The sequence below is a fragment of the Nocardia sp. NPDC050697 genome, assembly GCF_040654395.1.
Classification (GTDB): domain Bacteria; phylum Actinomycetota; class Actinomycetes; order Mycobacteriales; family Mycobacteriaceae; genus Nocardia.
The window spans coordinates 255313-280128 of record NZ_JBFAHY010000004.1; the positions used below are offsets into that span (position 1 = coordinate 255313).

Annotated in this window: 19 protein-coding genes; 14 read left to right on the forward strand and 5 right to left on the reverse strand. The window is 72.6% G+C overall.

Annotated elements, in window-relative coordinates:
- Positions 1 to 10 precede the first annotated feature (10 nt).
- On the reverse strand, positions 11 to 1780 hold the full coding sequence (locus AB0H71_RS16760) for an FHA domain-containing protein (protein WP_357021056.1): 1770 nt from the start codon (positions 1778 to 1780) through the stop codon (positions 11 to 13).
- Positions 1781 to 1944: 164 nt separating this feature from the next.
- On the opposite strand from AB0H71_RS16760, the gene AB0H71_RS16765 reads away from it, so the two are divergent.
- The gene (locus tag AB0H71_RS16765; protein WP_357021059.1) at positions 1945 to 2469 is read left to right on the forward strand and encodes a GNAT family N-acetyltransferase; all 525 of its coding nucleotides are present in this window, start codon (positions 1945 to 1947) and stop codon (positions 2467 to 2469) included.
- 144 nt (positions 2470 to 2613) lie between these two features.
- Here the strand turns inward: AB0H71_RS16765 and AB0H71_RS16770 are convergent, their stop codons facing one another.
- Positions 2614 to 4113, reverse strand: coding sequence for a glycerol-3-phosphate dehydrogenase/oxidase (locus tag AB0H71_RS16770; protein WP_357021062.1), 1500 nt, complete (start codon positions 4111 to 4113; stop codon positions 2614 to 2616).
- Positions 4110 to 4697: a helix-turn-helix domain-containing protein gene (locus AB0H71_RS16775; protein ID WP_357021065.1), complete on the reverse strand. Its 588-nt coding sequence runs from the start codon at positions 4695 to 4697 to the stop codon at positions 4110 to 4112. The genes AB0H71_RS16770 and AB0H71_RS16775 overlap by 4 nt, the downstream gene beginning before the upstream one ends.
- A 105-nt stretch (positions 4698 to 4802) precedes the next feature.
- Between AB0H71_RS16775 and AB0H71_RS16780 the strand changes: the two genes are divergently transcribed.
- Together AB0H71_RS16780 and AB0H71_RS16785 are read left to right on the forward strand one after the other, a co-directional pair.
- The gene (locus AB0H71_RS16780; RefSeq protein ID WP_357021946.1) at positions 4803 to 6380 is read left to right on the forward strand and encodes an FAD-binding oxidoreductase; all 1578 of its coding nucleotides are present in this window, start codon (positions 4803 to 4805) and stop codon (positions 6378 to 6380) included.
- Positions 6377 to 7321: a YegS/Rv2252/BmrU family lipid kinase gene (locus tag AB0H71_RS16785; RefSeq protein ID WP_357021068.1), complete on the forward strand. Its 945-nt coding sequence runs from the start codon at positions 6377 to 6379 to the stop codon at positions 7319 to 7321. The genes AB0H71_RS16780 and AB0H71_RS16785 overlap by 4 nt, the downstream gene beginning before the upstream one ends.
- A gap of 54 nt (positions 7322 to 7375) precedes the next feature.
- Here the strand turns inward: AB0H71_RS16785 and AB0H71_RS16790 are convergent, their stop codons facing one another.
- On the reverse strand, positions 7376 to 7954 hold the full coding sequence (locus AB0H71_RS16790) for a hypothetical protein (protein ID WP_357021949.1): 579 nt from the start codon (positions 7952 to 7954) through the stop codon (positions 7376 to 7378).
- A 457-nt stretch (positions 7955 to 8411) separates the two neighbouring features.
- Here AB0H71_RS16790 and AB0H71_RS16795 point away from each other — a divergent pair, with 457 nt between their 5' ends.
- From AB0H71_RS16795 to AB0H71_RS16805, 3 genes are all read left to right on the forward strand, one after another.
- The gene (locus AB0H71_RS16795) at positions 8412 to 11087 is read left to right on the forward strand and encodes a valine--tRNA ligase (RefSeq protein ID WP_357021070.1); all 2676 of its coding nucleotides are present in this window, start codon (positions 8412 to 8414) and stop codon (positions 11085 to 11087) included.
- A gap of 74 nt (positions 11088 to 11161) precedes the next feature.
- Positions 11162 to 12547, forward strand: coding sequence for a folylpolyglutamate synthase/dihydrofolate synthase family protein (locus AB0H71_RS16800; RefSeq protein WP_357021952.1), 1386 nt, complete (start codon positions 11162 to 11164; stop codon positions 12545 to 12547).
- Positions 12548 to 12639: 92 nt separating this feature from the next.
- Positions 12640 to 13008 (forward strand): DUF4233 domain-containing protein, encoded by a 369-nt coding sequence (locus AB0H71_RS16805; protein ID WP_357021954.1) that lies wholly within the window; start codon positions 12640 to 12642, stop codon positions 13006 to 13008.
- On the opposite strand, the gene AB0H71_RS16810 is transcribed toward AB0H71_RS16805, so the two are convergent.
- Positions 12997 to 13461 (reverse strand): hypothetical protein, encoded by a 465-nt coding sequence (locus AB0H71_RS16810; RefSeq protein WP_357021073.1) that lies wholly within the window; start codon positions 13459 to 13461, stop codon positions 12997 to 12999. The genes AB0H71_RS16805 and AB0H71_RS16810 overlap by 12 nt on opposite strands.
- A 105-nt stretch (positions 13462 to 13566) precedes the next feature.
- On the opposite strand from AB0H71_RS16810, the gene ndk reads away from it, so the two are divergent.
- The 8 genes from ndk to AB0H71_RS16850 all read left to right on the forward strand — a co-directional run bounded on the left by ndk (position 13567) and on the right by AB0H71_RS16850 (position 24798).
- A complete protein-coding gene (ndk, locus tag AB0H71_RS16815; RefSeq protein ID WP_357021076.1) occupies positions 13567 to 13983 on the forward strand; it encodes a nucleoside-diphosphate kinase in 417 nt (138 codons plus the stop codon).
- A 474-nt stretch (positions 13984 to 14457) separates the two neighbouring features.
- Positions 14458 to 18063, forward strand: coding sequence for a translation initiation factor IF-2 N-terminal domain-containing protein (locus tag AB0H71_RS16820; RefSeq protein WP_357021078.1), 3606 nt, complete (start codon positions 14458 to 14460; stop codon positions 18061 to 18063).
- 275 nt (positions 18064 to 18338) lie between these two features.
- Positions 18339 to 18650 (forward strand): 50S ribosomal protein L21, encoded by a 312-nt coding sequence (gene rplU, locus AB0H71_RS16825; RefSeq protein WP_067654543.1) that lies wholly within the window; start codon positions 18339 to 18341, stop codon positions 18648 to 18650.
- Between the two features lie 19 nt (positions 18651 to 18669).
- The gene (rpmA, locus tag AB0H71_RS16830; protein ID WP_357021081.1) at positions 18670 to 18936 is read left to right on the forward strand and encodes a 50S ribosomal protein L27; all 267 of its coding nucleotides are present in this window, start codon (positions 18670 to 18672) and stop codon (positions 18934 to 18936) included.
- Between the two features lie 117 nt (positions 18937 to 19053).
- The gene (gene obgE, locus AB0H71_RS16835) at positions 19054 to 20508 is read left to right on the forward strand and encodes a GTPase ObgE (protein WP_357021084.1); all 1455 of its coding nucleotides are present in this window, start codon (positions 19054 to 19056) and stop codon (positions 20506 to 20508) included.
- A 32-nt stretch (positions 20509 to 20540) separates the two neighbouring features.
- The gene (proB, locus tag AB0H71_RS16840) at positions 20541 to 21644 is read left to right on the forward strand and encodes a glutamate 5-kinase (protein WP_357021955.1); all 1104 of its coding nucleotides are present in this window, start codon (positions 20541 to 20543) and stop codon (positions 21642 to 21644) included.
- Positions 21645 to 21779: 135 nt separating this feature from the next.
- The gene (locus tag AB0H71_RS16845; RefSeq protein WP_357021087.1) at positions 21780 to 24341 is read left to right on the forward strand and encodes a hypothetical protein; all 2562 of its coding nucleotides are present in this window, start codon (positions 21780 to 21782) and stop codon (positions 24339 to 24341) included.
- A 31-nt stretch (positions 24342 to 24372) separates the two neighbouring features.
- Complete coding sequence (locus tag AB0H71_RS16850) at positions 24373 to 24798, forward strand: hypothetical protein (RefSeq protein ID WP_357021090.1); 426 nt, start codon at positions 24373 to 24375, stop codon at positions 24796 to 24798.
- Positions 24799 to 24816 lie beyond the last annotated feature (18 nt).

A 24816-nucleotide genomic window follows, 5' to 3' on the forward strand; every position in this document is an offset into this window, starting at 1 on the left:
GTGGGATGTGTCAGTGGGGTTGGTCCGGGAGGTAGGTGAGTACCCGGTCACTGATCCGCACCCTGGCGCCCGGCGGGAGCTCGGTGCGGTCGGTGCCGATGCGCGCCCACTCGTCGGTGCCGGGCGCCGCCACGAAGGTTCCGGCGCCGGTCCCGGCATCGCGGACGAAGACGTTGCCGTTGTCGATATCGACGTAGGCGTGCACGCGGGAGACGTGCCGGTCGCGCGGGAGCACCAGCGGGGCGGCGGCGGCGGCCTTGACGGCGGCGTCGGTCTGCGGGCCGCGGCCGATGACGTACGGGCGGTCGAGCGGGTAGGCGGTGCCGTCCAGGACCAGGGCGCCGAGCGCGCCGCTCTCCGGCTCCGGCACCACCGGCATGACCCTGGTTCCGCTGCCCGTCGCCTTGCGCAGCGCCACCCTGCCCCGCGCGTCCCGGCCGGGGGACTCGCCCGCGCGCGGGGGGAACATGCGGGCGGACGGGGGTGCGCTGCCGGTGCGCGGCGCGAAGGTGTGGGGGGCATCCGGGACCTGGGACCAGGCGAGTGGGCGCGGGGGGTCGGGGCGGGGCGGGGCCTTGGCGGTGGGGTCGGCGTCGTTGGGCGGGAAGGTGGGGTTGTGGCCGGTTCCGGCCGGGGTATGGCCGGTCGCCGCCGCGTGACCCGTTGCGGAGGGTGGGCTCGCGGGGGTGTGTCCGGTTGCCGCCGCGGCGTGGCCTGTTGCGGACGGTGTGCCCGCGAGGGGGATCCCGGCCGGGGAGTGGGTGCTAGAGGCCGGTGCCCCCGCGGGGTTGTGCCCCGTTGGGGAGGGTGCGCCCGCCGGGGTGTGTCCGGTTCCGGCGGGGTTGTGGCCGGTGGGCTCGGCGGCGTCAACCGGGGTGTAGCCGGTCGCCGCTGCGGCGTGGCCGGTTGCGGGTGCGGGGCCGGCCGCGGCGTGGCCGGTTGCTGGGGCTGCGTACCCGGTCGGGGCCGGGTCGCTCGCGGCGGCGTGGGCGGACGCGGTTCCGGGGTGGCCGGTCGCGGCGGCGGCGTCGGCGGGGGAGTAGCCGGTTGCGGCTGCGTGGCCGGTGGCCGGGCGGCTGCCTGCGGTCGAGCCGCCGGTCGCCTTGCGGCCCCTGCCGGAGCGGACGGTGGTCGCGGAGGTGCCGGGCACGGCCGCCTCCGCGGCGGTGGCGGGTCCCGCGGAAACGGCCACCTCGGCACCGGTCGGCTCGGGGGTGGCGGCGAAGCCGGAGGCCTGGGTCGGGGGTGGCTCGCCCGCGGCGGATTTGGGGGCGCGGCGGGTGGCGGCCTTGCGTCCACCCGCCTTGCGCAGGGCGGCCCGCAGGACGAAACCGCCGCCGGGCACCACGCCCTCGCGCAGATCGCTGTGCGCCGCGACGGCGAGCGGGAACGCCTCGTCGGGACCGACGGAGATGGTGCGCACCGGTTCCCGGACGATCTCGTCCACCCAGGTGAAGGCCCGCTCCCCGGCGAGCGTGCGCAACCCCTCGGCCCCGTGCAGCTGCGCGCTCACCGGCCCGCGGAGCAGCAGCAGGGTCCCGTCGGGGTTCGGCGCGACCACGCCGAACGGCGGCGGCTCCGCGCTCCCGGCGAAGACGACGGCGGCGAGCCGCTGCGCGATCGCGGGCCCCGGCCGCTCCCCGTCGGCGGCCGCGCGCACCGCGCCGAGTATCCGGTCGGTGGCGGCATTGGCGTCGGCCAGAAAGACGACGACCCCGCCGAATCGGGCGACGAGCCCCGTGCCGGGCACGATCCCGACGGTGGACGTTTCACTGCGCATTCGCGCCCTCCTTCCCGGCGCCGGCACCGACATCCCCAGCCAGCATAGAGGCGGCCGTCCGGCCCCGTGCCCGGTCGGCGGGTGGCGAAGGGCACCGCAGGGGTTGTCCGCGCCGGGTGGAAAAGGGGCGCGCGGAAGCGGGCCGCGCGGCTAGGGTGCGACCCGTGATCCGCCCCGCAGTCCCCGCCGACCTGCCCGTCCTGCAGGAACTCGAGATGGCGTCGGGGGAGCCCTTCGCGACGCTCGGCATGCACGCGGTGGCGGAGGACGATCCGCCCACGCTGGAGGTGCTCGGCGAGTACGTCGCGGCCGGGCGGGCCTGGGTCTGGGCCGAGGGCGGGCGTCCCGTCGGCTACCTGGTGCTCGACCTGGTCGACGGCGCCGCGCACATCGACCAGGTCTCGGTCGACCCGGCGCTGCGCGGCAGCCGCATCGGCCGCAGGCTGCTCGACCACGCCGCCGCCTGGGCGGTCGCGCGCGGCCTGACCGCGCTCACCCTGACCACCTTCGTCGAGGTGCCGTGGAACGGGCCGTACTACCGGACGCTCGGCTTCACCTTCCTCGCGCCGGAGGAGGAGACGCCGGGGTTGCGCGCGCTGCGCGCCGCCGAGGCCGCACACGGTCTGGACCGCTGGCCGCGCGCCTGCATGCGAGCGGAGCTCGCCGACTGGCGTCCGCTGTCCGACTGAGGGATGTCGCGCGAGTCGCCCCGGACCGAAGCCACCGGCGCCGATTCGGCGACTGCGCCCGGAGGCGCCCGCCGAAGGGAAGGCTGCGACCCGGGCTGCCCCGCGTGCGACACCTCGGCGGTCGTGCCTGTGTCGAACGCCGGTTCAGGCGAAGGCCGCTTCGGCGGCGGGCAGCGCGGCTTCCCGGTCGGCGGGGACGAGGCCGATCCGGCTGCGCCGGTCCAGCAGGTCATCCGCGTCCAGCGCACCCTCGTGGCTCACGCCGAAGGCGAATTCGGCATGCGTGACATCGATTTCGGGGGCGACCGGCTCGGCGGACCCGGCCGCGGCGACAATCGGTGCCTCGGCCCCGTACCGCTCCAGCAGATTCTGCGGCGCGACCAGGCGATCCCGCTGCACCCCGGAGACCGCCCCGACCAGGGGAAGGTCCCGCGTGCGGCAGGGCCCGGCCACCAGCCCGGCGGTCCGCACGGCGGTATCGACGGCATCCTCCGCCATCCGGCGATAGGTGGTGAGCTTCCCGCCGACCACCGTCACCATCCCGCTCGGCGCGACCAGCACCGCGTGCCTGCGGGAGATGTCGGCGGTGGCCCCGCCCTCGGTGCGCAGCAGCGGCCGCAGCCCGGCGAAACGGCCGCGAATATCCGCCCGCCCCAGTGGCTCCCGCAGCACCGTGTTCACCACGTCGAGGAGGAAATCGATCTCCCCGTCGGTCGGCTCGGGAACGTCGGGCACCGGCCCAGGCGCATCCTCGTCGGTGAGTCCGAGGTACACCCGCCCGTGCGGCGCGGGCAGCGCGAAGACGAAGCGCCCGACACTGCCCGGCACCGGCACGGTGAGCGCCGCGCGCAACCCCCCGAAGGCCGCCGCCTCGAAGACCAGGTGCGTACCCCGGCTCGGCCGCAGCGAGATGCTCGGGTCGACGGTGTCCGCCCAGACCCCGGCCGCGTTCACCACCACCCGCGGCCGCAGCTCCACCGTCTCACCGGAGAGCGTGTCGCGCAGCACCGCGCCACCGCGCTCGGCCGCGACCCGGGTGAGCACCATCGCCCCGTGCGCCGCCGCGGTGCGCGCCAGCCCGACCACCAGCCTGGCATCGTCCACGAGCTGCCCGTCCCACGCCTGCAGCCCGCCGCGCAGCCCGGCCCGGCGCACGGTCGGCGCCAGCCGCAGCGTCTCGGCGGCGGCGATCCGGCGTGAGCGCGGCAGCGTGGCCGCCGCGGTGCCCGCACCGCGGCGCAGCACGTCGCCCGCGGCGAAACCGGCCCGGATCAGGGCCCGCTGCGCCCCGCCGATCCCGGGCAGCAGCGGCACCACCTGCGGCAGCGCGCGCACCAGGTGCGGGGCCGTCCGCTCCAGCAGGATGCCGCGCTCCACCGCGCTCTCGTGCGCGATCCCGACCTGCCCGGAGGCCAGGTACCGCAGCCCGCCGTGCACCAGCTTCGAGCTCCACCGGCTGGTGCCGAAGGCCAGGTCGGCGCGTTCGGCGAGCACCGTGCGCAGCCCCCGGCTCGCCGCGTCCAGCGCGACCCCGGCGCCGGTCACGCCACCGCCGATCACCAGGACGTCGACGGCGGGATCGGCGCCGAGCGCGGCCAGGTCGCGGGCGCGGCGGGCGGCGTTCAGGGCGGAATCGCCGGTCATGGCGTGTCCTCTCGGTCGGGCCGCAGGTAGCCGTCGACGGCGCGGGTGAGCTCGGCATCGAGCGCGGGGCCGTCCAGGAACTCGGCGACGGTGCCCGCCGACTGCACCGCGGACTGCACCATGAGCAGCAGCATGGTCGCCATCCGCTCCGGCTCGCCCGCGCGGATGGAGCCGTCCCGCGCGCCGTCGGCGATGGCGGCGGCGAAGAGCTCGATCAGGGCGCGCTGATTGCGGCCGAGCCTGCCGAAGACGTAGGTGAGCATGAGGTCGGTGTCGGTGCGGAAGATCTTGCTGAACAGCGTGTTCGCCCGCACCAGCCGCGCGCCGCCGACCACCCCGGTCACCAGCCTGGCCCTCGCCTCGCCCCCGGCGGGCATGCTCGCCGCCACGATGTCGCGCAGCTCGCGGACCAGCAGCTCGGCGATGAGCGAGCCGGTGTCCGGCCAGCGCCGATAGACCGTGGGCCTGCTCACCCCGGCCCGCCGCGCCACCTCGGTGAGCGTGGTGCGGCGCACCCCGAACTCCGCCACGCAGTCGCGCGTGGCGCGGAAGATGGCGTCGTCGACGGTCTCGGGCTCCGGCACGTTTCCCCTCGGGCTTACTGCTTGACAGTTCGTGTCACACTGTAACGCATGGTGGAGACGAGGAACCCCGCGGCCGAGACCGACCGGACGGCGTCCGCACCGGGTATGGTGTGGGACGCCTGGGGGGTCCCCGCCGGGCACAAGCCGCTCCCGGAGCAGGTCCGGAGCCTGGTCACCCAGGTATTCGGGGTTTCGGGGGAGCCGGTGGCGCGCCGCGATGAGGGCGGCGTGCCACTACCGGAGCCCGCGCTTCCGCCCGCGCTGCTCGCCGGGCTCGGCGCGGTGGTCGGCGCCGAGCACGTCACGACGCGCCACGCCGATCGGCTGCGCCACGCGGGCGGCAAGAGCACCCCCGACCTGCTGCGCCGCCGCGCCCCCGGCACCCAGGAGGCGCCGGACGCGGTGGTCTTCCCCGGCAGCCACGACGAGGTGCTCGCCGTCCTCTCCTTCTGCGCCGACCTGAAGATCGCCGTTGTGCCCTTCGGCGGCGGCACCAGCGTGGTCGGCGGGGTGCAGCCGCTGCGCGCCGGCTGCGCGGCGGTCATCGCGCTCGACCTGCGCCGGCTGGCCGGGCTGACCGAGGTGGACCCGGTCGCGGGCACCGCCACCCTGGGCGCCGGGCTGACCGGCCCGCAGGCCGAGGCGCTGCTCGGTGAGCACGGCCTCTCGCTCGGCCACTACCCGCAGAGCTTCGAGTTCGCCAGCATCGGCGGGTTCGCGGCGACTCGCTCCTCCGGGCAGGCCTCGGCCGGGTACGGCCGCTTCGACGACATGGTCGAGCGGCTCACCGTCGCCACCCCGGCGGGCACGCTCACGCTGGGCCGGGCCCCGGCCTCGGCCGCCGGGCCGGACCTGCGGGCGCTCTTCCTGGGCTCCGAGGGCACGCTCGGCGTGATCACCGCGGTGACGCTGCGCGTGCACCCGATCCCCGCCGCGGTCGAGTACCAGGCCTGGTCCTTCCCGGACTTCGAGACCGGCGCCGCCGCACTGCGTTCGGTGGTGCAGGCGGGCGCCGCGCCGACCGTGCTCCGGCTCTCCGACGAGGCCGAGACCGGGGTGAACCTGGCGCGCTCCGGCGATATCGGCGGCGGCGCGGTGACCGGCTGCCTCGCGGTGACCACCGTCGAGGGCAGCGCCGCGCACGTGGCCGCCCGCTCCGCCGAGGCGCACGCCCTGCTCGCCGCCGCGGGCGGCACCGCGCTCGGCCCGCAACCCGCCCGCGATTGGGAGCACGGCCGCTTCGGCGCGCCCTACCTGCGCGACGCCCTGCTCGACGTCGGGGTGCTCTGCGAGACCCTGGAGACCGCGACCACCTGGTCGAACCTCGCCGCGCTCAAGGCCGCCGTCACCGCCGCGCTCACCGAGGCGCTGGCGCGGCAGAGCACCCCGCCGCTGGTCATGTGCCACGTCTCGCACACCTACCCGACCGGCGCGTCGCTCTACTTCACCGTGGTCGCCAAGCAGCTCGACGACCCCGCCGAGCAGTGGGCCATCGCCAAGACCGCCGCGGGCGACGCCATCACCGCGCAAGGCGGCACCATCACGCACCACCACGCCGTCGGCACCGACCACCGCGCCTGGATGCCGGCGGAGATCGGCGAGCTCGGCGTGCGGGTGCTGCGCGCGGTCAAGCGCGAGCTGGATCCGGCGGGCATCCTCAACCCCGGAAAGCTGCTGCCGTGATCCGCCGGGTCACCGTGGTGACCAATCCGCACTCCGGGGCCGGGCGCGGCCACGGGGTCGCGGGCGCCACGCTGGCCGCGCTCACCGGGCACGGGGTGGAGATCGCCGAGGTGCGGGCCGATACCGCGGCGGAATCGGTCCGGCTGGTGGCGGATTCGGTGCGGGAGCCGGAGTTGCGGCCGGACGCGGTGGTCTGCGTCGGCGGCGACGGGCTGGTGAACGTGCTGCTGCCCGCGCTGGCGAACACCGGGGTCGCGCTCGGGCTGGTCCCCGCGGGCACCGGCAACGACCTGGCCCGCGAACTCGGGATTCCGGTGGACGACCCGGTCGCGGCGGTGCGGCTGCTGCTCGCCGGGCACACCCGCACGCTCGACCTGGGATCGATCGAGCGCGCGGCGGGGAATCAGTGGTTCGTGACCGTGGCAGGGACCGGCTTCGACGCGCGGGTGACGTTGCGCGCCAATGCCATGCGCAGGCCGCGCGGCTCGCTGCGCTACACCGTCGCGGCGCTCGCCGAACTCGGCAGCGGGCTCGGCGTGCCCTACCGGATCGAGCTGTCCGGGCTCGCCCCCGGCGCCCTGGACAACCCGGCCGCCGCCGACGGCCGCGCGGTGCTGGAGACCGAGGCGGTCATGGTGGCCATCGGCAATACCCGCACCTACGGCGGCGGTATGCTCATCTGCCCCGACGCCGAGCCGGACGACGGGCTGCTCGACCTCACCGTGGTCGGCGCGGTCTCCCGGCTGGAGCTGCTGCGGCTGCTCCCCGCGCTCTCCGCGGGCAAGCGGATCGACCACCCCGCCAGCACCCAGCTCCGCTGCGCGGCGGTGACGCTCACCGCGCCCGGCGCCCCCGCCACCGCGGACGGGGAGCCCGCAGGGGAACTCCCGATCACCGTGCGAGCCGTTCCCGCCGCGCTGCGCGTGCTGGTTCCGAGGTAGGGGCAGCGCCGCGCGTGCCGGTGTGGGTGTCCCTGCACGCGCCGTGCGGGGTCTTCAATCTTCGAAGACGATGCGCTGCAGGCGATTCAGCGCGGCACGATCGGTGAGCACGGCCGACGTGGTCCGCCCGGGCGCGGCGGTATCACGGACCGCCTCGGCTACCAGCGCGCGCCACCGCCTGCAGTGCAGCGCGAAGGTGACCGGGTTGATCCGGCGCCCGCGCGCCCGCTGCCCGGCCCGCGCCACCTCGGGCGCGACATCGAGCATGACGACGTGCAGCTCCCGCCCCGCCGCCGCGGTCCAGCGGGCGATCATCCGCCTGCTCCAGCGGTAGGTCGCGCAGTCGTGGATCACCACCGGCCCGGCGGCGCCGCGCAGCGCCGCGCGCACCGCTGTGTAGTGCCTGACGTGCATCAAAGGCCGCCAGAGCGGGTAGGGCAGCCAGTTCAGGGTCCGGCGCAGCCGCACCCTGGACTGCTGCGAGTCCACCACCAGCGCACCCTGCGCGGAGCGGGCCGGGGCGTCGGCCTCCGCCGGGGTGCCGAAGAAGGTGTGCAGCGCGGTGCTCTTGCCCGCCCCCGGAATTCCGGCGACGACCAGCGCCGCCCGCGCAGGATAGCGCAATTCGCCCACCCCGGCAGCGGTTTCGGCGCTGCCGCGCAGATCGTGCAGTTGATGCGGCGCGAGCGCGAAAGCCCGCACAACGGGCAAATCGGGCTCGGGCGATGAGGCCGGTGCCATCTCCAGCGGGGGGTTCACCCCTTCCAGGCTCCCCATCGAAAGCCGTTTGGGCAACCGGGAAAACCCTGGGATGACCCGGCTTTCGGAGCCCGGAGGCCCGAACGGGGCACCGACCCGATCGGCCGACCTGGAAAAAGGACGTATCGGATACCGCCGCCCCGGTTCGCCTGGAAGGCAGAGAATTCCCAGCTAGGCGCGGGAATTCCGGAAGCTGAGAATCCCCTGTGGATACTCGGTCCGGCGGATGATCGCCGGTAAGCTCGGAGGTGTCGGCGGGGCGTCCGGTGTCCCTCATCCACCGGACGCCCCGCCGATCTCTTCGTTCGGGTGGTGTCCGTAGAATCACGACGTGACCAGCACAGCCCCCGACAGTTCGCGTAATCGTGCCGAAGAACTCCCCAAGAGCTGGAACCCCGGCGAGGTGGAGTCGCCGATGTACGAGCGCTGGGTAGCCGCTGGATACTTCGCCGCCGATCCGGCGAGCGGCAAGCCGCCGTACTCCATCGTCCTCCCGCCGCCCAACGTCACCGGCACGCTGCACATGGGCCACGCCCTCGACCACACCGTCATGGACACGCTCTCGCGCCGCAAGCGGATGCAGGGCTACGAGGTGCTCTGGCTGCCCGGCATGGACCACGCAGGCATCGCCACCCAGTCCGTGGTGGAGAAGCAGCTCGCGGTGGACGGGAAGACCAAGGAAGATTTCGGCCGCGAGCTCTTCATCGACAAGGTCTGGGACTGGAAGCGCGAGTCCGGCGGCGCCATCCAGGGCCAGATGCGCGCGCTCGGCGACGGCGTCGACTGGGGCCGCGACCGCTTCACCATGGACGACGGCCTCTCCCGCGCGGTGCAGACCATCTTCAAGCGGCTCTACGACGCCGGGCTCATCTACCGCGCCGAGCGGCTGGTGAACTGGTCGCCGACGCTGCGCACCGCCATCTCCGACATCGAGGTCAAGTACGAGGACGTCCCCGGCGAGCTGGTCTCGCTGCGCTACGGCTCGCTGGACGACGCCGAGCCGCACGTGGTGGTGGCCACCACCCGGGTGGAGACCATGCTCGGCGACACCGCGGTCGCGGTGCACCCGGAGGACCCGCGGTACCGGGCGATGGTCGGCACCACCATCGAGCACCCGATCACCGGGCGGCAGATCCCGATCGTGGCCGACGACTACGTGGACCCGGAGTTCGGCACCGGCGCGGTGAAGATCACCCCCGCGCACGACCCGAACGACTTCGAGCTCGGGCTCCGGCACGACCTGCCGATGCCGACGATCATGGACGAGCGCGGCCTGATCGCCGGGACCGGCACCGAGTTCGACGGCATGGACCGCTTCGAGGCGCGGGTCGCGGTGCGCGAGCGGCTCGCCAGGGAGGGCCGCGTGGTCGCGGAGAAGCGGCCCTACCTGCACAGCGTCGGGCACTCCGAGCGCAGCGGCGAGCCGATCGAGCCGCGGCTCTCCATGCAGTGGTGGGTGCGGGTGGAGACGCTCGCCAAGGCCGCGGGCGACGCCGTGCGCGACGGCGACGTGGTGATCCACCCGGCGAGCCAGGAGCCGCGCTGGTTCGAGTGGGTCGACAACATGCACGACTGGTGCATCTCGCGCCAGCTCTGGTGGGGCCACCGCATCCCGATCTGGTACGGCCCGGACGGCGAGGTCGTCTGCCTCGGCCCGGACGAGACCGCCCCGGAGGGCTGGGAGCAGGACCCGGACGTCCTGGACACCTGGTTCTCCTCCGGGCTGTGGCCCTTCTCCACCATGGGCTGGCCGGAGCACACCGCCGAGCTGGAGCGCTTCTACCCGACCAGCGTGCTGGTGACCGGCTACGACATCATCTTCTTCTGGGTCGCCCGGATGATGATGTTCGGCATGTACGTCGCCGAGGACGCGGCGCTCACCGACGGCAAGCCCGCGGGGCAGAAGCAGGTGCCGTTCCGCGACGTCTTCCTGCACGGGCTGATCCGCGACGAGCACGGCCGCAAGATGTCGAAGTCCAAGGGCAACGGCATCGACCCGCTGGACTGGGTGCGCGACTACGGCGCCGACGCGCTGCGCTTCACCCTGGCCCGCGGCGCGCAGCCCGGCGGCGACCTCTCGGTCGGCCCGCCGCACGTGCTCGCCTCCCGCAGCTTCGTCACCAAGCTCTTCAACGCGACGAAGTTCGCGCTGATCAACGGGGCCCGCACCGGCGACCTGCCCGCCGACCGCACCGACGCCGACCAGTGGATCCTGGACCGGCTGGACTCGGTGATCGTCGAGGTGGACGCCGCCTTCGACAGCTACGAGTTCGGCAAGGCCTGCGAGGCGCTCTACCACTTCGCCTGGGACGAGCTCTGCGACTGGTACCTCGAGCTGGCCAAGGTGCAGTTCGCCGAGAGCGACGCGCGCGCGGAGAACACCAGGGTGGTGCTCGGCCACGTGCTCGACTCGGTGCTGCGGCTGCTGCACCCGGTGATCCCGTTCGTCACCGAGGAGCTGTGGCGCGCGCTGACCGGCGGCGAGTCGGTGGTGATCGCGCCGTGGCCGCGCGCCACCGGGGTCGCGCCGGACGCCGAGGTGACCCGGCGCCTCACCGACGCGCAGCGGCTGATCACCGAGATCCGCCGCTTCCGCAGCGACCAGGGGCTCACCGACAAGCAGCGGGTCGCCGCGGTGCTGGACGGGCTCGGCGACGCCGGGCTCGAGGCGCACCGCGCGAGCATCGCCACCCTGGCCCGGCTCACCGAGCCGGAGGCGGATTTCGCCGCCACCGCCGAGGTCGAGGTCCGGCTCAGCACCACCACGGTGACGGTCCGGGTGGACACCTCCGGCACCGTCGACCTGGAGGCCGAGCGCCGCCGGCTGGAGAAGGACCTGGCCGCCGCGGAGAAGGAGCTCACCGGCACCACCGCCAAACTCGGCAACGAGGCCTTCCTGGCCAAGGCGCCGGAGCCGGTGGTCGACAAGATCCGGACCCGGCGCGATGTCGCCGCGGCCGAGGTGGAGCGGATCGGCGCCCGCCTCGCCGAGCTGGGCGCGCGGTGACCGGGCCGGACGGCGACCCCGACCCGGAGACCCGGCTCGGCGGCGGCGCCACGCTCGGCACCGGCGCCTCGCCGGTGGAGCTGGCCGAGCTGGCACTGGTCGAGGCCGAGCTGGACAAGCGTTGGCCGGAGACGAAGATCGAGCCGTCGCTCGCCCGGATCTCCACGCTCATGGACCTGCTCGGCTCGCCGCAGCACGGCTACCCGGCGATCCACGTCGCCGGGACCAACGGCAAGACCTCGGTGACCAGGCTGATCGACGCGCTGCTCAGCGCGCTGCACCGGCGCACCGGCCGGATCACCAGCCCGCACCTGCAGCTCGCCACCGAGCGGATCGCCATCGACAACGCGCCGATCACCCCCGGCCGCTACGTCGAGCTGTACCGCGAGCTGCTGCCGTACCTGGAGCTGATCGACGCCCGCTCGATCGAGGCGGGCGGCCCGGCCATGAGCAAGTTCGAGGTGCTCACCGGCATGGCCTTCGCGGCCTTCGCCGAGGCGCCGGTGGACGTCGCCGTGGTCGAGACCGGGATGGGCGGCACCTGGGACGCCACCAATGTGGTGGACGGCCAGGTCGCGGTGATCACCCCGATCGGGCTGGACCACGTCGACTACCTGGGCCCCGACCTCACCGCCATCGCGGGGGAGAAGGCCGGAATCATCAAGAAGGCGCCGGAGAGCCTGGTGCCGCGGGACACCGTCGCGATCATCGCCGAGCAGCAGCCCGAGGCCATGGAGGTGCTGCTGCGCCGCGCGGTCGAGGTGGACGCCGCGGTGGCGCGCGAGGGGTCGGAGTTCCGGATCCTGGGCAGGCGGATCGCGGTCGGCGGCCAGCAGCTCGAGCTGCAGGGGCTCGGCGGGGTCTACGACGACATCTTCCTGCCGCTGCACGGGGAGCACCAGGCGCACAACGCGGTGCTCGCGCTGGCCGCGGTGGAGGCGTTCTTCGGTGCCGGCGCCGACCGGCAGCTCGATATCGACGCGGTGCGCGAGGGCTTCGCCTCCGCGGCCAGCCCGGGCCGGATGGAGCGCATGCGCAACGCGCCGACCATCTTCGTCGACGCCGCGCACAACCCCGAGGGCGCGCGGGCACTCGCCGCGACGCTCACCGCGGAGTTCGACTTCCGCAAGCTGGTCGGGGTGGTGAGCGTGCTCGGCGACAAGGACGTGCCCGGCATCCTGGAGGCGCTGGAGCCGGTCTTCGACGAGCTCGTGGTCACGCACAACGGCTCGCCGCGCGCGCTCGACGTGGACACTCTCGCCGACCTCGCGGTGCAGCGCTTCGGCGACGAGCGCGTGGTCACCGCGCCCACCCTGCCGGACGCGCTGGAGACCGCGATCGCGCTGGCCGAGGAGGTCGGCGACGCGGGCGAGGCGGTCTCCGGCGCCGGTGTGGTGGTCACCGGCTCGGTGGTCACCGCGGGGGCGGCCCGCGCCCTCTTCGGAAAGGATCCGGCGTGAGCGAGTCAGCCGAGGAGCGCGGCCCCGAAGCGGCGTCGCGCGGGCGGGACGACACCGGTGCGAGTGCCGCGGCCCCCGAGGTGCCCGACCCCATGAAGGGGTTCCGCGGCGTGATGGCGGGTGCCCTGGTGCTGGAGGCCATCGTGGTGCTGCTGGCACTGCCGGTGGTGGCCACCGTCGGCGGCGGGATCACCTGGGTGTCCGGGATCTACCTGGTCGGGCTGGGTGTGGTGATGTTCCTCGGGGCCGGGCTGCAGGGCCGGTCCTGGGCCATTCCGTTCAATCTGGCGCTGCAGGTGCTCGTCATCGCCGGGGCCCTGTTCCACCTGTCGATCGGCGTGATCGGGCTGATCTTCGCCATCGTCTGGGCCTTCCTGCTGATCCTGCGGCACGACGTGCAGAAGCGCTACGCCCAGGGGTTGCTGCCCAGCCAGCGGCTGCGCGGCGGCTCAGGCGGGTAGGACGGCGAGCAGCACCAGCCGGTTCCCGGTCTCCTCGAGATAGGCGCGCGGCCACCACTCGGAGGCGGTCTCGCCGGTGAGCGCGCGGTCCAGCGCCCGGCCGGTGCGGAACGGGCCATCGGGGAGCAGCGGCCGCAGCGGGTCGCGCAGGTCGGGGTCCTCGCCGGTGAGCATGCTCAGGGCGCGGAGCTCCCCGGCGCGCTCCGGCCGCAGCTCGACCACCGCCTCGATCCACACCGTGCTCGGCCCGGGGGCGGCGCCGCGCTCCGAGTTGTTGTCCCAGCTGACCCACTCGGTCGTCACCGGCTCGCCGAGGCCGGGGAAGCGCTGGGTGAGCGGCTCCGGCTCGTGCCGCACCGGCAGGCTCTGCCCCGGCGTGGTCCGCTCGGCACAGCCCGTGACGGCGGCGAGCGCCACCGCCGCGAGCGCAACCAGCCGCATCACTGCCGTCATCGACCCCGCCTGCCTCCCGTCCGGTTCTCGCCGCACCCTAGCGGTGCGGTGCCCGCCCGGTGGCCGATGGGGTCTCCGGGCGGTTCGTGTCCTAGGCTCGGCGCCGTGACCGAACAGACGTTGGTACTGATCAAGCCCGACGGTGTGCGCCGCGGCCTCGTCGGCGAGGTGCTCGCCCGGATCGAGCGCAAGGGCCTGAAGATCGCGGCACTGGAGCTGAAGCACGTCTCCGCCGAGCTGGCGGGCAGCCACTACGCCGAGCACGCCGAGAAGCCGTTCTACGGCTCCCTGATCGAATTCATCACCTCCGGCCCCGTGGTCGCCGCCGTGCTGGAGGGGCCGCGCGCCATCGCCGCGTTCCGGCAGCTCGCCGGTGGTACCGACCCGGTGGAGAAGGCGGTGCCCGGCAGTATCCGCGGCGACCTCGCGCTGGAGACCCAGGAGAACCTGGTGCACGGCTCCGACTCGCCCGAATCCGCCAAGCGCGAGATCGCGCTCTGGTTCCCGGAAACCCGGGGCTGACCGGCCCGGCAACCGGCCCGCGGCCCGGGGCGCGCGGCCCGCTCGCACCGCGCCCCGGCCGCCCGCAGCCGCCCTTCGCGAGCGCCGATGGCGAACACCCGGCGTCCGGTATGGGATACTGACTGTGGCCGTGGACGACGCCGCCGGTTTCGCGCAGGTACGCGAACGGCGGTCGGCGCACAGGGCCGGATGACACCGCGGTTCGATGCCGATCATCGCTGCCACGGCCCCGCCCACGATCTGGTGCGGGCCGAGCCGGCACGCTGGATGAACGCTCGCGCCACGGAGTTCAGCCGTACAGCCAGGCTCCGCGTGACCAGTTGGACCGACCGATGTCAGACCAGGTGATAACCGGGCACGCGGGGCGAGACCACTGACCGCACGCCGATGAGGCGCGTGGATGGGACAACGCCCCCGCGACGGCCGCGTCACTCCGTACCGGGAGGGACGCGCCCGGGGGCCCGAGGAGACTTCGTGGCCGAAAAAGAGCCGCTGGACACAACAAAACAGGATGCCGAAGAATTGCCGGAGCGAATCCGAGTTCACGCACTCGCCAAGCTGCTGGGGACGACGAGTAAGCGCATCCTGGCAAAACTGACCGAGCTGGGGTCCGAGGCGCGGAGCGCGCAGTCCAATGTGGACCGCGACGTCGCGCATTCGGTGCGCCAGGCATTCGCCGAGCAGGAGGGTTCGCCGGGGGATGCCCCGGTGGCCGAGCCGGCGCCTCCCGCCGAGCCGGAGGTCGCGGCGCCCGCCGCCGAGAGCGGCTCCGAGGCGCAGGCCCCGGAGAAGCCCTCGCGTCGCAGGCGCGCCACCAGGGCCGCCGCCACCGCGGCGGGAACCGGGGCGGGCGACCCGGCCGAGCAGCCCGGTGCCGCCGCCGAGCAGTCCGGAGCCGGGCAGCCCGGCTCGGGCTCCGACGCCGGGAACGGCGCCGCGGCGCAAGCGAGCGCACCCGTGCACGGGAGCCTCTTCACCCACCTGGAGACCCCGGGCGAGCCCGTGGCCGCACCGGCCTACGACCCCGCCGCTGTGGCGGTCCCGCTCTTCCAGGCGCCGGACGCCGCCGCCGCCGAGGAGGAGCGCAAGCGCCGCCGCGCCGAGCGCGAGGCCGCCAAGCGCAGCCGCGAGGAGGAGCGCGCCCGCGAGGAGGCCGCGCAGCAGGCCCGCGCCGAGCAGGCCGAGGACGACCGCAGGGCCGAGCAGGCCCGCGCCGAGCAGCCGCAGGACGACGGCGACGACGAGGACGACGACCGCGAGTCCGGCGAGCACGACGACGACCAGCCGCGCCGCAGGCGCCGCGGCCGTCGCGGCCGTGGCCGCGGCCGGGGCGAGCAGAGCGCGGACGGCGACGACGACGAGCGCAGCGAGTCCGAGGACGACGACCAGCGCGAGGACGAGCCCGAGCACCGCGCCGACGAGGAGCCCAAGGGCAGCGACGACGCCAAGGCGGACGACGACTCCGAGGACGACGAGGACGACTCCGGCGTCCCGGAGGGCGCGAGCAGGCGGCGCCGCAGGCGCCGCAGGCGCAAGGTCGGCGGCGACGCCGATTCCGGCGACGCCTCCGAGGACGACCCGCCGAACACCGTCGTGCACGAGCGCGAACCGCGCGCCAAGAGCCGCAAGCCGGTCGACGAGGTGCAGGGCATCTCCGGCTCCACCCGGCTGGAGGCCAAGCGGCAGCGCAGGCGGGACGGTCGGGAGGCCGGGCGCCGCCGCCCGCCGATCCTCACCGAGTCCGAGTTCCTGGCCCGCCGCGAGGCGGTCGACCGGGTCATGGTGGTGCGCGAGAAGTCCTTCCCCGACCACCCGACCGCGACCCAGGTCGCGGTGCTCGAGGACGACATCCTGGTCGAGCACTTCGTGACCAGCACCGGCCAGGCCTCGATGGTCGGCAATGTGTACCTGGGCAAGGTGCAGAACGTGCTGCCGAGCATGGAGGCGGCCTTCGTCGACATCGGCCGCGGCCGCAACGGCGTGCTCTACGCCGGCGAGGTGAACTGGGAGGCCGCCGGGCTCGGCGGCCGCGAGCGCAAGATCGAGCAGGCGCTCCGCCCCGGCGACCAGGTGCTGGTCCAGGTCTCCAAGGACCCGGTCGGGCACAAGGGCGCCCGGCTCACCACCCAGATCAGCCTGGCCGGCCGCTTCCTGGTGTACGTGCCGAGCGGCACCTCCGCCGGGATCAGCCGCAAGCTGCCCGACACCGAGCGCAAGCGGCTCAAGGAGATCCTCCGCGATATCGTCCCGGACGACGCGGGCGTCATCATCCGCACCGCCTCCGAGGGCGTGAGCGCGGCCGAGCTGGCCCGCGACGTGGAGCGGCTGCAGGCCACCTGGCGCACCATCGAGGAGCAGGCGAAGGGCGGCTCCGGCGCGCCCAAGACGCTCTACGAGGAGCCGGACCTGCTGGTCAAGGTGGTTCGTGACCTCTTCAACGAGGATTTCTCGAACCTGGTCATCGAGGGTGACCGGGCCTGGAGCACGGTGGAGAACTACGTCCGCACGGTCGCGCCGGACATGCTCTCCCGGGTGCACCGGCACGAGAACGGCAACGTCGACGCCTTCCAGACGTACCGGATCGACGAGCAGCTGGCCAAGGCGCTGGACCGCAAGGTCTGGCTGCCCTCCGGCGGCACGCTGGTCATCGACCGCACCGAGGCGATGACGGTGGTCGACGTCAACACCGGCAAGTTCACCGGCTCCGGCGGCAGCAACCTGGAGGAGACGGTCACCAGGAACAACCTGGAGGCGGCCGAGGAGATCGTGCGGCAGATGCGGCTGCGCGATATCGGCGGCATGATCGTCGTCGACTTCATCGACATGGTGCTGGAGTCCAATCGCGACCTGGTGCTGCGCCGGCTCACCGAGGCGCTGGGCCGGGACCGCACCCGGCACCAGGTCTCCGAGGTGACCTCGCTCGGGCTGGTCCAGATGACCCGCAAGAAGCTGGGCACCGGGCTGGTCGAGGCCTTCTCCACCACCTGTGAGCACTGCCACGGCCGCGGCATCCTGGTGCACAGCTACCCGGTCGAGGCCGGGGGCGCGCCGGAGGAGAGCGGTGGCGGCCGCGGCGGGCGCAACGAGGGCGGGTCGCGGCGGCGGCGCGGGCGGGACAAGGGCGCCGCGGCGCCCGCCACGTCCGGCAACGGTGCCGCGCAGCCGGAGTCCGAGGAGGACACCGCCGCCCGGCGGGCGCACCCGGTGGCGCTGGCCATGGCGGCCGCGCACCAGGGTGACGAGGTGCTGGCGAGCGATGTCGCCGACGGGGCCGAGGACGCGGCGGTCACGCCGTCCGGCCCGGATGTCGCGGTCGTGATCGGGGCCGGTACCACCGGGCCCGAGGCGGGCGACGACGCCGAGCACGTGCCCACCGGTCGCGGGCGCAGGCGCAGTCGCCGCGCGTCCCGCGGTGCGGGCCGGGCGGGCGCCGATGAGCGCGTCGCCGTCGAGCAGGTGGCCGGTGAGCAGGTCGCGGGCGAGCAGTCGGCCGGTGGCCGGGTGGCCCCGGAGCCGGTGGCCGCTGAGCAGGCGGCCGCCGCGGCGGATCCGGCGACCAGCTCGGCCATCGAGCCGGGTGACGCGCCGTCCGCGGCGGATGTCGCCGAGGTCGCCGAGGAGGTGGCCGCCGGTCAGGAGGCCGCCGAGGCCGCCGCGCAGGAAGCTGCGGAGGCCGTCGAGGAGCCCGCCACCGAGCAGCCGGTGACCACCGCGACAGTCTCCGACGCGGCGAAGGACACCGCACCGGAGCCCGCCGCGGCAGCGGGCGAGGCCGCCGACGCGACCCGATCCGCGATCGAACCGGGCGACGCCCCGTCGCCCGAGGCCACCGCCGCGGCGGCGACCGAGGTGAACGGCGCCGCCGCGCCGGCACCCCGACGCCGCCGGGTGGCCCGCTCCGCCGCCGCGCCGAGCACGGACAGCACGGGCGCCGTCTTCGTGCTCTCCGGCCCGGCCACCTCGAGTGCCGAGCCCGCTCCCGCCGACCCGGTCGGCGCGGAGCAGGTCCCGGCGCCGCGCAGCCGCCCGCGTCGCCGCGCGGTCGGCCGCCCCGCGGGTCCGCCGGTCGACGGCGAATGACCCGCGCGCCCCGGGATCACTGGTGGTCCCGGGGCGATTGGGAGGTCGAGGATGCCCTCTGGTAACCTCGGCTAGTCGCTGTCCGGCGATGTACGCGCTGCTGTCGAGTCCTTTCGGGCTTTCGCGCAGCGCCGCGACCGGAACCGTGCGGCACCCCGCTGAGCATCGCTTGGGCAGCACGGCTGCGCACGATCAGGGGCAGAACACCGAAGACAGTCGTGGCGCCGACGCGCCGCGGGAGAACGAAGACACAGTCGAGTGGAGGAAGCCGACCGATGGCAACGTACGCGATCGTCAAGACCGGCGGAAAGCAGTACAAGGTCGCGGTCGGTGACCTGGTGAAGGTCGAGAAGATCGAGGGCAAGGTCGGCACCGCGGTGCAGCTCGCCCCGGTCCTCGTCGTCGACGGCGCCGACCTGACCACCGACGCCGACAAGCTGGCGAAGGTCAATGTGGCCGCCGAGGTCGTCGAGCACACCAAGGGCCCGAAGATCCGCATCCACAAGTTCAAGAACAAGACCGGCTACCACAAGCGTCAGGGTCACCGTCAGCCGCTGACGGTCCTGAAGGTCACCGGCATCAAGTAATCGGCGAGGAGAAGCAGCCATGGCACACAAGAAGGGCGCGTCCAGCTCGCGCAACGGTCGTGACTCTGCCGCACAGCGCCTCGGCGTGAAGCGCTTCGGCGGGCAGGCCGTGAAGGCGGGCGAGATCCTGGTTCGCCAGCGCGGCACCCACTTCCACCCCGGCGTGAACGTCGGCCGCGGTGGCGACGACACCCTGTTCGCCCTGGAGGCGGGCGCGGTGGCGTTCGGCACCAAGCGGGGTCGCAAGACCGTGAACATCGTGGTCCCGGAGCCGGCGCAGGCCTGACGCCGCCGCCACTCCACGTACCAAGTCAGCGGGTCAGGGTGAGACACCCTGGCCCGCTTTCGCGTTTCCACCTCGGGCCGGGCGGGCCCGCGACCCCCGAAGGAGGATGATCAACCCATGTCCAAGTTCATCGATCGGGTCGTCGTGCACGTCCGCGCCGGTAACGGGGGACACGGCTGCGCCTCGGTGCACCGCGAGAAGTTCAAGCCGCTCGGCGGCCCGGACGGCGGCAACGGCGGCAACGGCGGCGACGTCGTGCTCGAGGTGGACGCCAATGTCCACACGCTGCTCGACTTCCACTTCCACCCGCACGCCAAGGCCGGCAACGGCAAGCCCGGCGAGGGCGGCAACCGGGACGGCAAGCGCGGCGGCGAGCTGGTGCTGAAGGTGCCGGACGGCACCGTGGTGCTGGACGCGAAGGGCGAGGTGCTGGCCGACCTGGTCGGCGCCGGGCAGCGGTTCGTCGCGGCCCGCGGCGGGCGCGGCGGCCTCGGCAATGCCTCGCTGGCCTCCAAGGCGCGCAAGGCGCCCGGCTTCGCGCTGCTCGGCGAGGAGGGCGACGAGAACGAGCTGGTGCTCGAGCTCAAGTCGGTGGCCGACGTCGGGCTGGTCGGCTTCCCCTCCGCGGGCAAGTCCTCGCTGGTCTCGGTGCTCTCCGCGGCCAAGCCCAAGATCGCCGACTACCCGTTCACCACGCTGGTGCCGAACCTCGGCGTCGTGCTGGCCGGGGAGATCACCTTCACCGTCGCCGACGTGCCCGGGCTCATCCCCGGCGCCAGCGACGGCCGCGGCCTCGGCCTCGACTTCCTGCGGCACCTGGAGCGCTGCGCCGTGCTCGCGCACGTGGTCGACTGCGCCACCCTGGAACCCGGCCGCGACCCGGTCTCCGACGTCGACGCGCTGGAGGACGAGCTCGCCGCCTACCGCCCCGCGCTCGCGGGCGACATCGGCCTCGGCGACCTGGCCGACCGGCCGCGCGTGGTGATCCTGAACAAGGTGGACGTCCCCGACGCCGCCGAGCTGGCCGAGATGGTGCGCCCCGAGTTCGAGGCGCGCGGCTGGCCGGTCTTCGAGATCTCCGCGGTGACCAGGGCCGGGCTGCGCCCGCTCACCTTCGCCCTCGCCGAGCTGGTGCGCGGCTACCGCGAGGCGCACCCGAAGGCGGAGCCGAAGCGGCAGGTCATCCGGCCCGTCGCGACCGACGAGAGCGGCTTCACCGTGATCCCCGACCCGAACGAGCCGGGCGGCTTCGTGGTCCGCGGCGTCCGGCCGGAGCGCTGGGTGCGGCAGACCCAGTTCGACAACGACGAGGCCGTCGGCTACCTGGCCGACCGGCTCGCCCGGCTCGGCGTCGAGGAGAAGCTGGTCAAGCTCGGCGCGAAGCCGGGCGCCTCGGTGACCATCGGCCCGGTGACCTTCGACTGGGAGCCGCAGATCTCGGCCGGCGTCGACATGGTGCCCACCGGCCGCGGCACCGACATCCGGCTGGAGAACAACGACCGGATCGGCGCGGCGGAGCGCAAGCACGCCTCCCGGGTCCGGCGCGGGCTTGTCGAGGACGGAGACGAGTAATGACGGGCGCTGACCTACGCTCCGGGATCGAGCTGAGCGAGGCCAGGCAGGCCATCGCCGGCGCGCGCCGGGTGGTGGTGAAGATCGGCTCCTCCGCGCTCACCAGCCTGGCGGGCGGGCTGGACACGGTGCGGCTGGACCGCCTCGCGGACGCCGTCGAGGCGCGCATGCGGGCCGGCTCCGACGTCGTCGTGGTCTCCTCCGGCGCCATCGGCGCCGGGATCGCGCCGCTCGGATTGACCACGCGGCCCCGCGATCTCGCGACCAAGCAGGCGGCGGCGAGCGTCGGGCAGCTGGCGCTCGCGCACGCGTGGGGCACCTCGTTCGCGCGGTACCGCCGCACCGTCGGGCAGGTGCTGCTCAGCGCCGACGACTTCTCCCGCCGCGAGCACCACCGCAATGCCCAGCGCACGCTGGACCGGCTGCGCTCGCTCGGCGCGGTCGCGGTGGTGAACGAGAACGACACCGTCGCCACCGAGGAGATCCGGTTCGGTGACAACGACCGGCTCGCCGCGCTGGTCGCGCACCTGGTCGGCGCGGACGCGCTGGTGCTGCTCTCCGATGTGGCCGGGCTCTACGACGGCGATCCGCGCAAGGGCGACGCCGCGCTCATCCCCGAGGTGCGCAGCAGCGCCGACCTGGACGGGGTGATCGCCGGGACCGGCGGCGTGCTCGGCACCGGCGGGATGGCCTCCAAGCTTTCCGCGGCGCGGCTCGCGGCCGACGCCGGGGTGCCGGTGCTGCTCGCCGCCGCGGCCGATGCGGGCCAGGCGCTCACCGCGGGCACCGTCGGGACCGCGTTCGCGGCGCGGCCGGTGCGGTTGTCCGCGCGCAAGTTCTGGGTCAGGCACGCGGCCGACAGCCGGGGGGCGCTACTGCTCGACGAGGGGGCGGTGCAGGCGGTGGCGCACCGGCGGCGCTCGCTGCTCGCCGCCGGGATCGTCGGGGTGCGCGGGCGGTTCTCCGGGGGTGACGTGGTGGATCTGGTCGCGCCGGACGAGCGGGTCGTCGCGCGCGGCATCGTCGAGTACGACAGCACGGAACTCACCGGGGTGCTCGGCCGCTCCACCGGCGAACTCCCGGACACCATGCAGCGCCCGGTGATCCACGCCGACGACCTGGTCAGCGTTCAATAGCTCGTCAAGCGGTCGATCAGCGGACACCGCGATTCGGCACGGAGTGGTTGAGTGGTTTCAGTTATGCCGCGTCCGTCTCCCGAGCCGCTATCCCGAGGTCGAAACATGCCCCGCAACACTGCGTCTCGTCGCGCTGTGCGCCTGCCCCATGTCGGGGACCTCTTCACCGACCGAGTGCCTGAGAGCGATGCGTTCAGCCGCGCCCTCACGGCCCACCGGGAATACATGGATACGACCGAGGACATCCTCGCTGCGAAGAACGTGCTCGTGTATTACGGAGTGGGTGGAATCGGCAAGACAACGCTGTCAGAACGGTTGGAACAGTGGAGCAATCATGAGCTGTTGCCACAGGATTCTTGGGGGCCGGCACCTGCCACCGCCATAGCCGCAACGTGTCGGATCGACCTGCATCGGTTTCAGGGTCGAGTCGACATGCCGGCCGCACTGATTGCGATTCGCCGCGCTTTCGGTGAAGTCAGAAAGAGCTGGCCAGCCTTCGATCTTGCCTTCGCGGCCTACTGGGCTGCGGTCCGGCCCGGCGAACCGCTGCCCGGCACAGCAACGGGAGGCAGTGAGCGTTCGGAAGGAATCGCGGAATCGGTCAGCGAAATCCTCTCCGAGGTCGGGATCCCTGGAGCCGGAATCGCCACCAGGACAATTCGCGCGCTAGTTGGAGAGATCCGCTCCCGTGTGCAGCTGCGCACGCTGTTCGAGCGGTACGAAGGATTCGAATCGCTGCTCGCCCGATGCAGTGAGCTGCCGGCTCCTGACGATCCGCATCCGGAAATTGTTGGTGAGATCGCGGCGCTACTCGACACTGATCTGTGCTCATGGGACGGACCCGCGCCGTTGTTCATCGCGTTCATCGACACCTTCGAGCGGTTGCTGGCAGATCCGCGTCGCTGCGATGAAGCGGCAATGAACGAGCTCGTCTGGCGAATGCCGAACGTGCTGTTCGTTGTGACCGGACGCAACTCGGTCGACTGGCACGACGACACACGTGCCAATCTGTTCGTTGCCGGACGATCCGCCTGGCCGGGGTTGGTCCCCGGGGCTGTCGATGAGCCTAGGCAGCACTTGGTGGGGATGCTCGCGATGGACGATCGGTTACGCATCATCCTGCGTGGTCGCAAACTCTACGACATCGATATCTCCGACGAAGTGGCGTGGCAACTGGCCGAGGCCTCCGACGGTCTCCCGCAGTACCTCGACCTCGCGCTGGATCTAGCCCTCAACCGCAAGGCCGTTCGCGGCGAGCCGATCAGCGTTGGTGACGTGACGGGATCACTGAACGAACTCGTCCAGCAAGTGCTCGAAGATGTCCCCGCAGACGAGCAGCGCGCACTGCGGGCAGCCTCGATGCTACCGTTCTTCGATTCAGTCATCGTCGCGGCCGCGGCAGAGGTCAGCGACGGCTGCGCACAGCGTGCGCTGACGCGGCCGATGATCGACAGCCGTGGGTCGCGCAACTTCCCGTACTCCATGCACGATGCCATCCGGTCGGCGATACGCAGTTCCGATCACTCCGTTGTCAACGGATGGTCGACGCAGGACTGGCGTGTGGCGGGTGAACTGGCGCTTATGGCTGTCAGAAAGCGGTATCGAACTGCGGCGGAGGCGAGGGACACCGAAGCGACTCTCGAAGCGTTGACGCTGGCTATCGCGCTGGTATCTGACCAGGACCTCACCATCGAGTCGGTGACGACAGAGCACTACGACGACTGGCTGAGCCAGGCGATCGTATACGGGCCGTCGATCGCTGGGCTGAGGGTGACGCTGCCCGCTCGAATTCGCACCGATATGGGCCGCGGCATTGCCGACTTCGTGCTTGCCAAGACAACAGAGGTAACCGTCGACCAGGCGGCAGCGCTGTTGACCGGCATATTCGAGTCCGCCCATCCACTGCGTCTCCCTGCGGGGCGGCATCGGGGATACGTACTGCGTAACGCGGGGAGGTGGAGCGAGGCGAACGCAGCTTTCGACGAACTTGTGGCCGCCTCGCCGACTTCGCTGAACAGATACCAGCGCAATCTGACTCTCGTAACGGCTCGTCGATTTGCTGAAGCGCTCGACGAATCGCATTCGCTTCCCGACGGTCGCGCACATTCTATCCGCCTCGCGTGCGGCATTTCGCACGGACGTTTTGATGGATACTTGCAACGTCAGAACGAATTGCTCGACGATCTGTGGCGACGTAGCAGGCAGCGCGAAGCGCTCGAGAAGCAAGCCATGATATTGCGCTGGCAAGCGTTACTCGAATGCGCCGTCGATCCGGCCGAATTGGAGGCCCTCCGGGAGCGCGCGGAAATCGCGAAACATCAGTCGGCACTGCGTGACGAGTACGTCGCTCGACTGCTCAGTTCGCCCGCTACATTGCTCCCGGACTCCGAGGAGCGCGCCTGGATCGAGGGGATGGATCGTGCTCGGAACTCGGGCGCAGTCGGCTTCCGAACCGGGCTCATTCGCTTGGTTGTTGCGTTGTATCTTGAGGACGACGCCGGACTCGCTGCCTTGGCCGAGTTGATTCGTGCGCGCGAGCAACCGCGCAGCAGACTGTGGATTCCGGTGGAGTGCCTGCTCGACTCCTACGGGCACGATGTACCGTTGCCACCCGCGCAGTGGGTCGAGCCCTATCCGACGGTCCGCGACCGGTGGCGGCAATTGTTCGACGTTTGGCTCGAGCGCGTCAAGACGTGAACCGCACCCCCAATCTCTGAGAGGGTACCGAATGGGAAATATGGTTGAATACCTTCATCAGCTGCGCTACGAAGGTACTTCGCTCGTGAATCCGGTGGCATACGCGGATTTCGGTCCAGAATCGATGCTACAGGTGGTGATCGAACGAGAGGCGTTGCCTACGATCGGCCGCAGTAGTCCGCAACCATCGGGCTTCTTCGCGTGGCCGGTCGAAGACACTTTCATCTTGTGGGGGATTTTTACCGCAAGGGACCATTCGTCCAGTTTTGCTGCCTTCTTTCCCTTCGAGTCGGGTGGCAACTACGCGTCCGCGTTGATAGCTCTGCAGACTGCATTTTCTCAGTGTAGCCTTCTTGGCGTCGAGCAAGGCAACATTAATATCCGCGAGGTACCCGAGCCGGTGAGTGACATATTGGAGAACGGCTACGGTTACGACGCCAACAATTTCTTCCAGTAATTCTCCAGATTTCTTCGA

What these genes read in the sequence shown, in the direction of transcription:
- AB0H71_RS16805 (WP_357021954.1), top strand. Translation starts at nt 12,640, where the DNA reads ATGAAGGGGTTCCGCGGCGTGATGGCGGGTGCCCTGGTGCTGGAGGCC.
- AB0H71_RS16810 (WP_357021073.1), bottom strand. Translation starts at nt 13,461, where the DNA reads ATGACGGCAGTGATGCGGCTGGTTGCGCTCGCGGCGGTGGCGCTCGCC.
- AB0H71_RS16850 (WP_357021090.1), top strand. Translation starts at nt 24,373, where the DNA reads ATGGGAAATATGGTTGAATACCTTCATCAGCTGCGCTACGAAGGTACT.
- obgE (WP_357021084.1), top strand. Translation starts at nt 19,054, where the DNA reads ATGTCCAAGTTCATCGATCGGGTCGTCGTGCACGTCCGCGCCGGTAAC.
- AB0H71_RS16780 (WP_357021946.1), top strand. Translation starts at nt 4,803, where the DNA reads ATGGTGTGGGACGCCTGGGGGGTCCCCGCCGGGCACAAGCCGCTCCCG.
- rpmA (WP_357021081.1), top strand. Translation starts at nt 18,670, where the DNA reads ATGGCACACAAGAAGGGCGCGTCCAGCTCGCGCAACGGTCGTGACTCT.
- AB0H71_RS16770 (WP_357021062.1), bottom strand. Translation starts at nt 4,113, where the DNA reads ATGACCGGCGATTCCGCCCTGAACGCCGCCCGCCGCGCCCGCGACCTG.
- AB0H71_RS16760 (WP_357021056.1), bottom strand. Translation starts at nt 1,780, where the DNA reads ATGCGCAGTGAAACGTCCACCGTCGGGATCGTGCCCGGCACGGGGCTC.
- rplU (WP_067654543.1), top strand. Translation starts at nt 18,339, where the DNA reads ATGGCAACGTACGCGATCGTCAAGACCGGCGGAAAGCAGTACAAGGTC.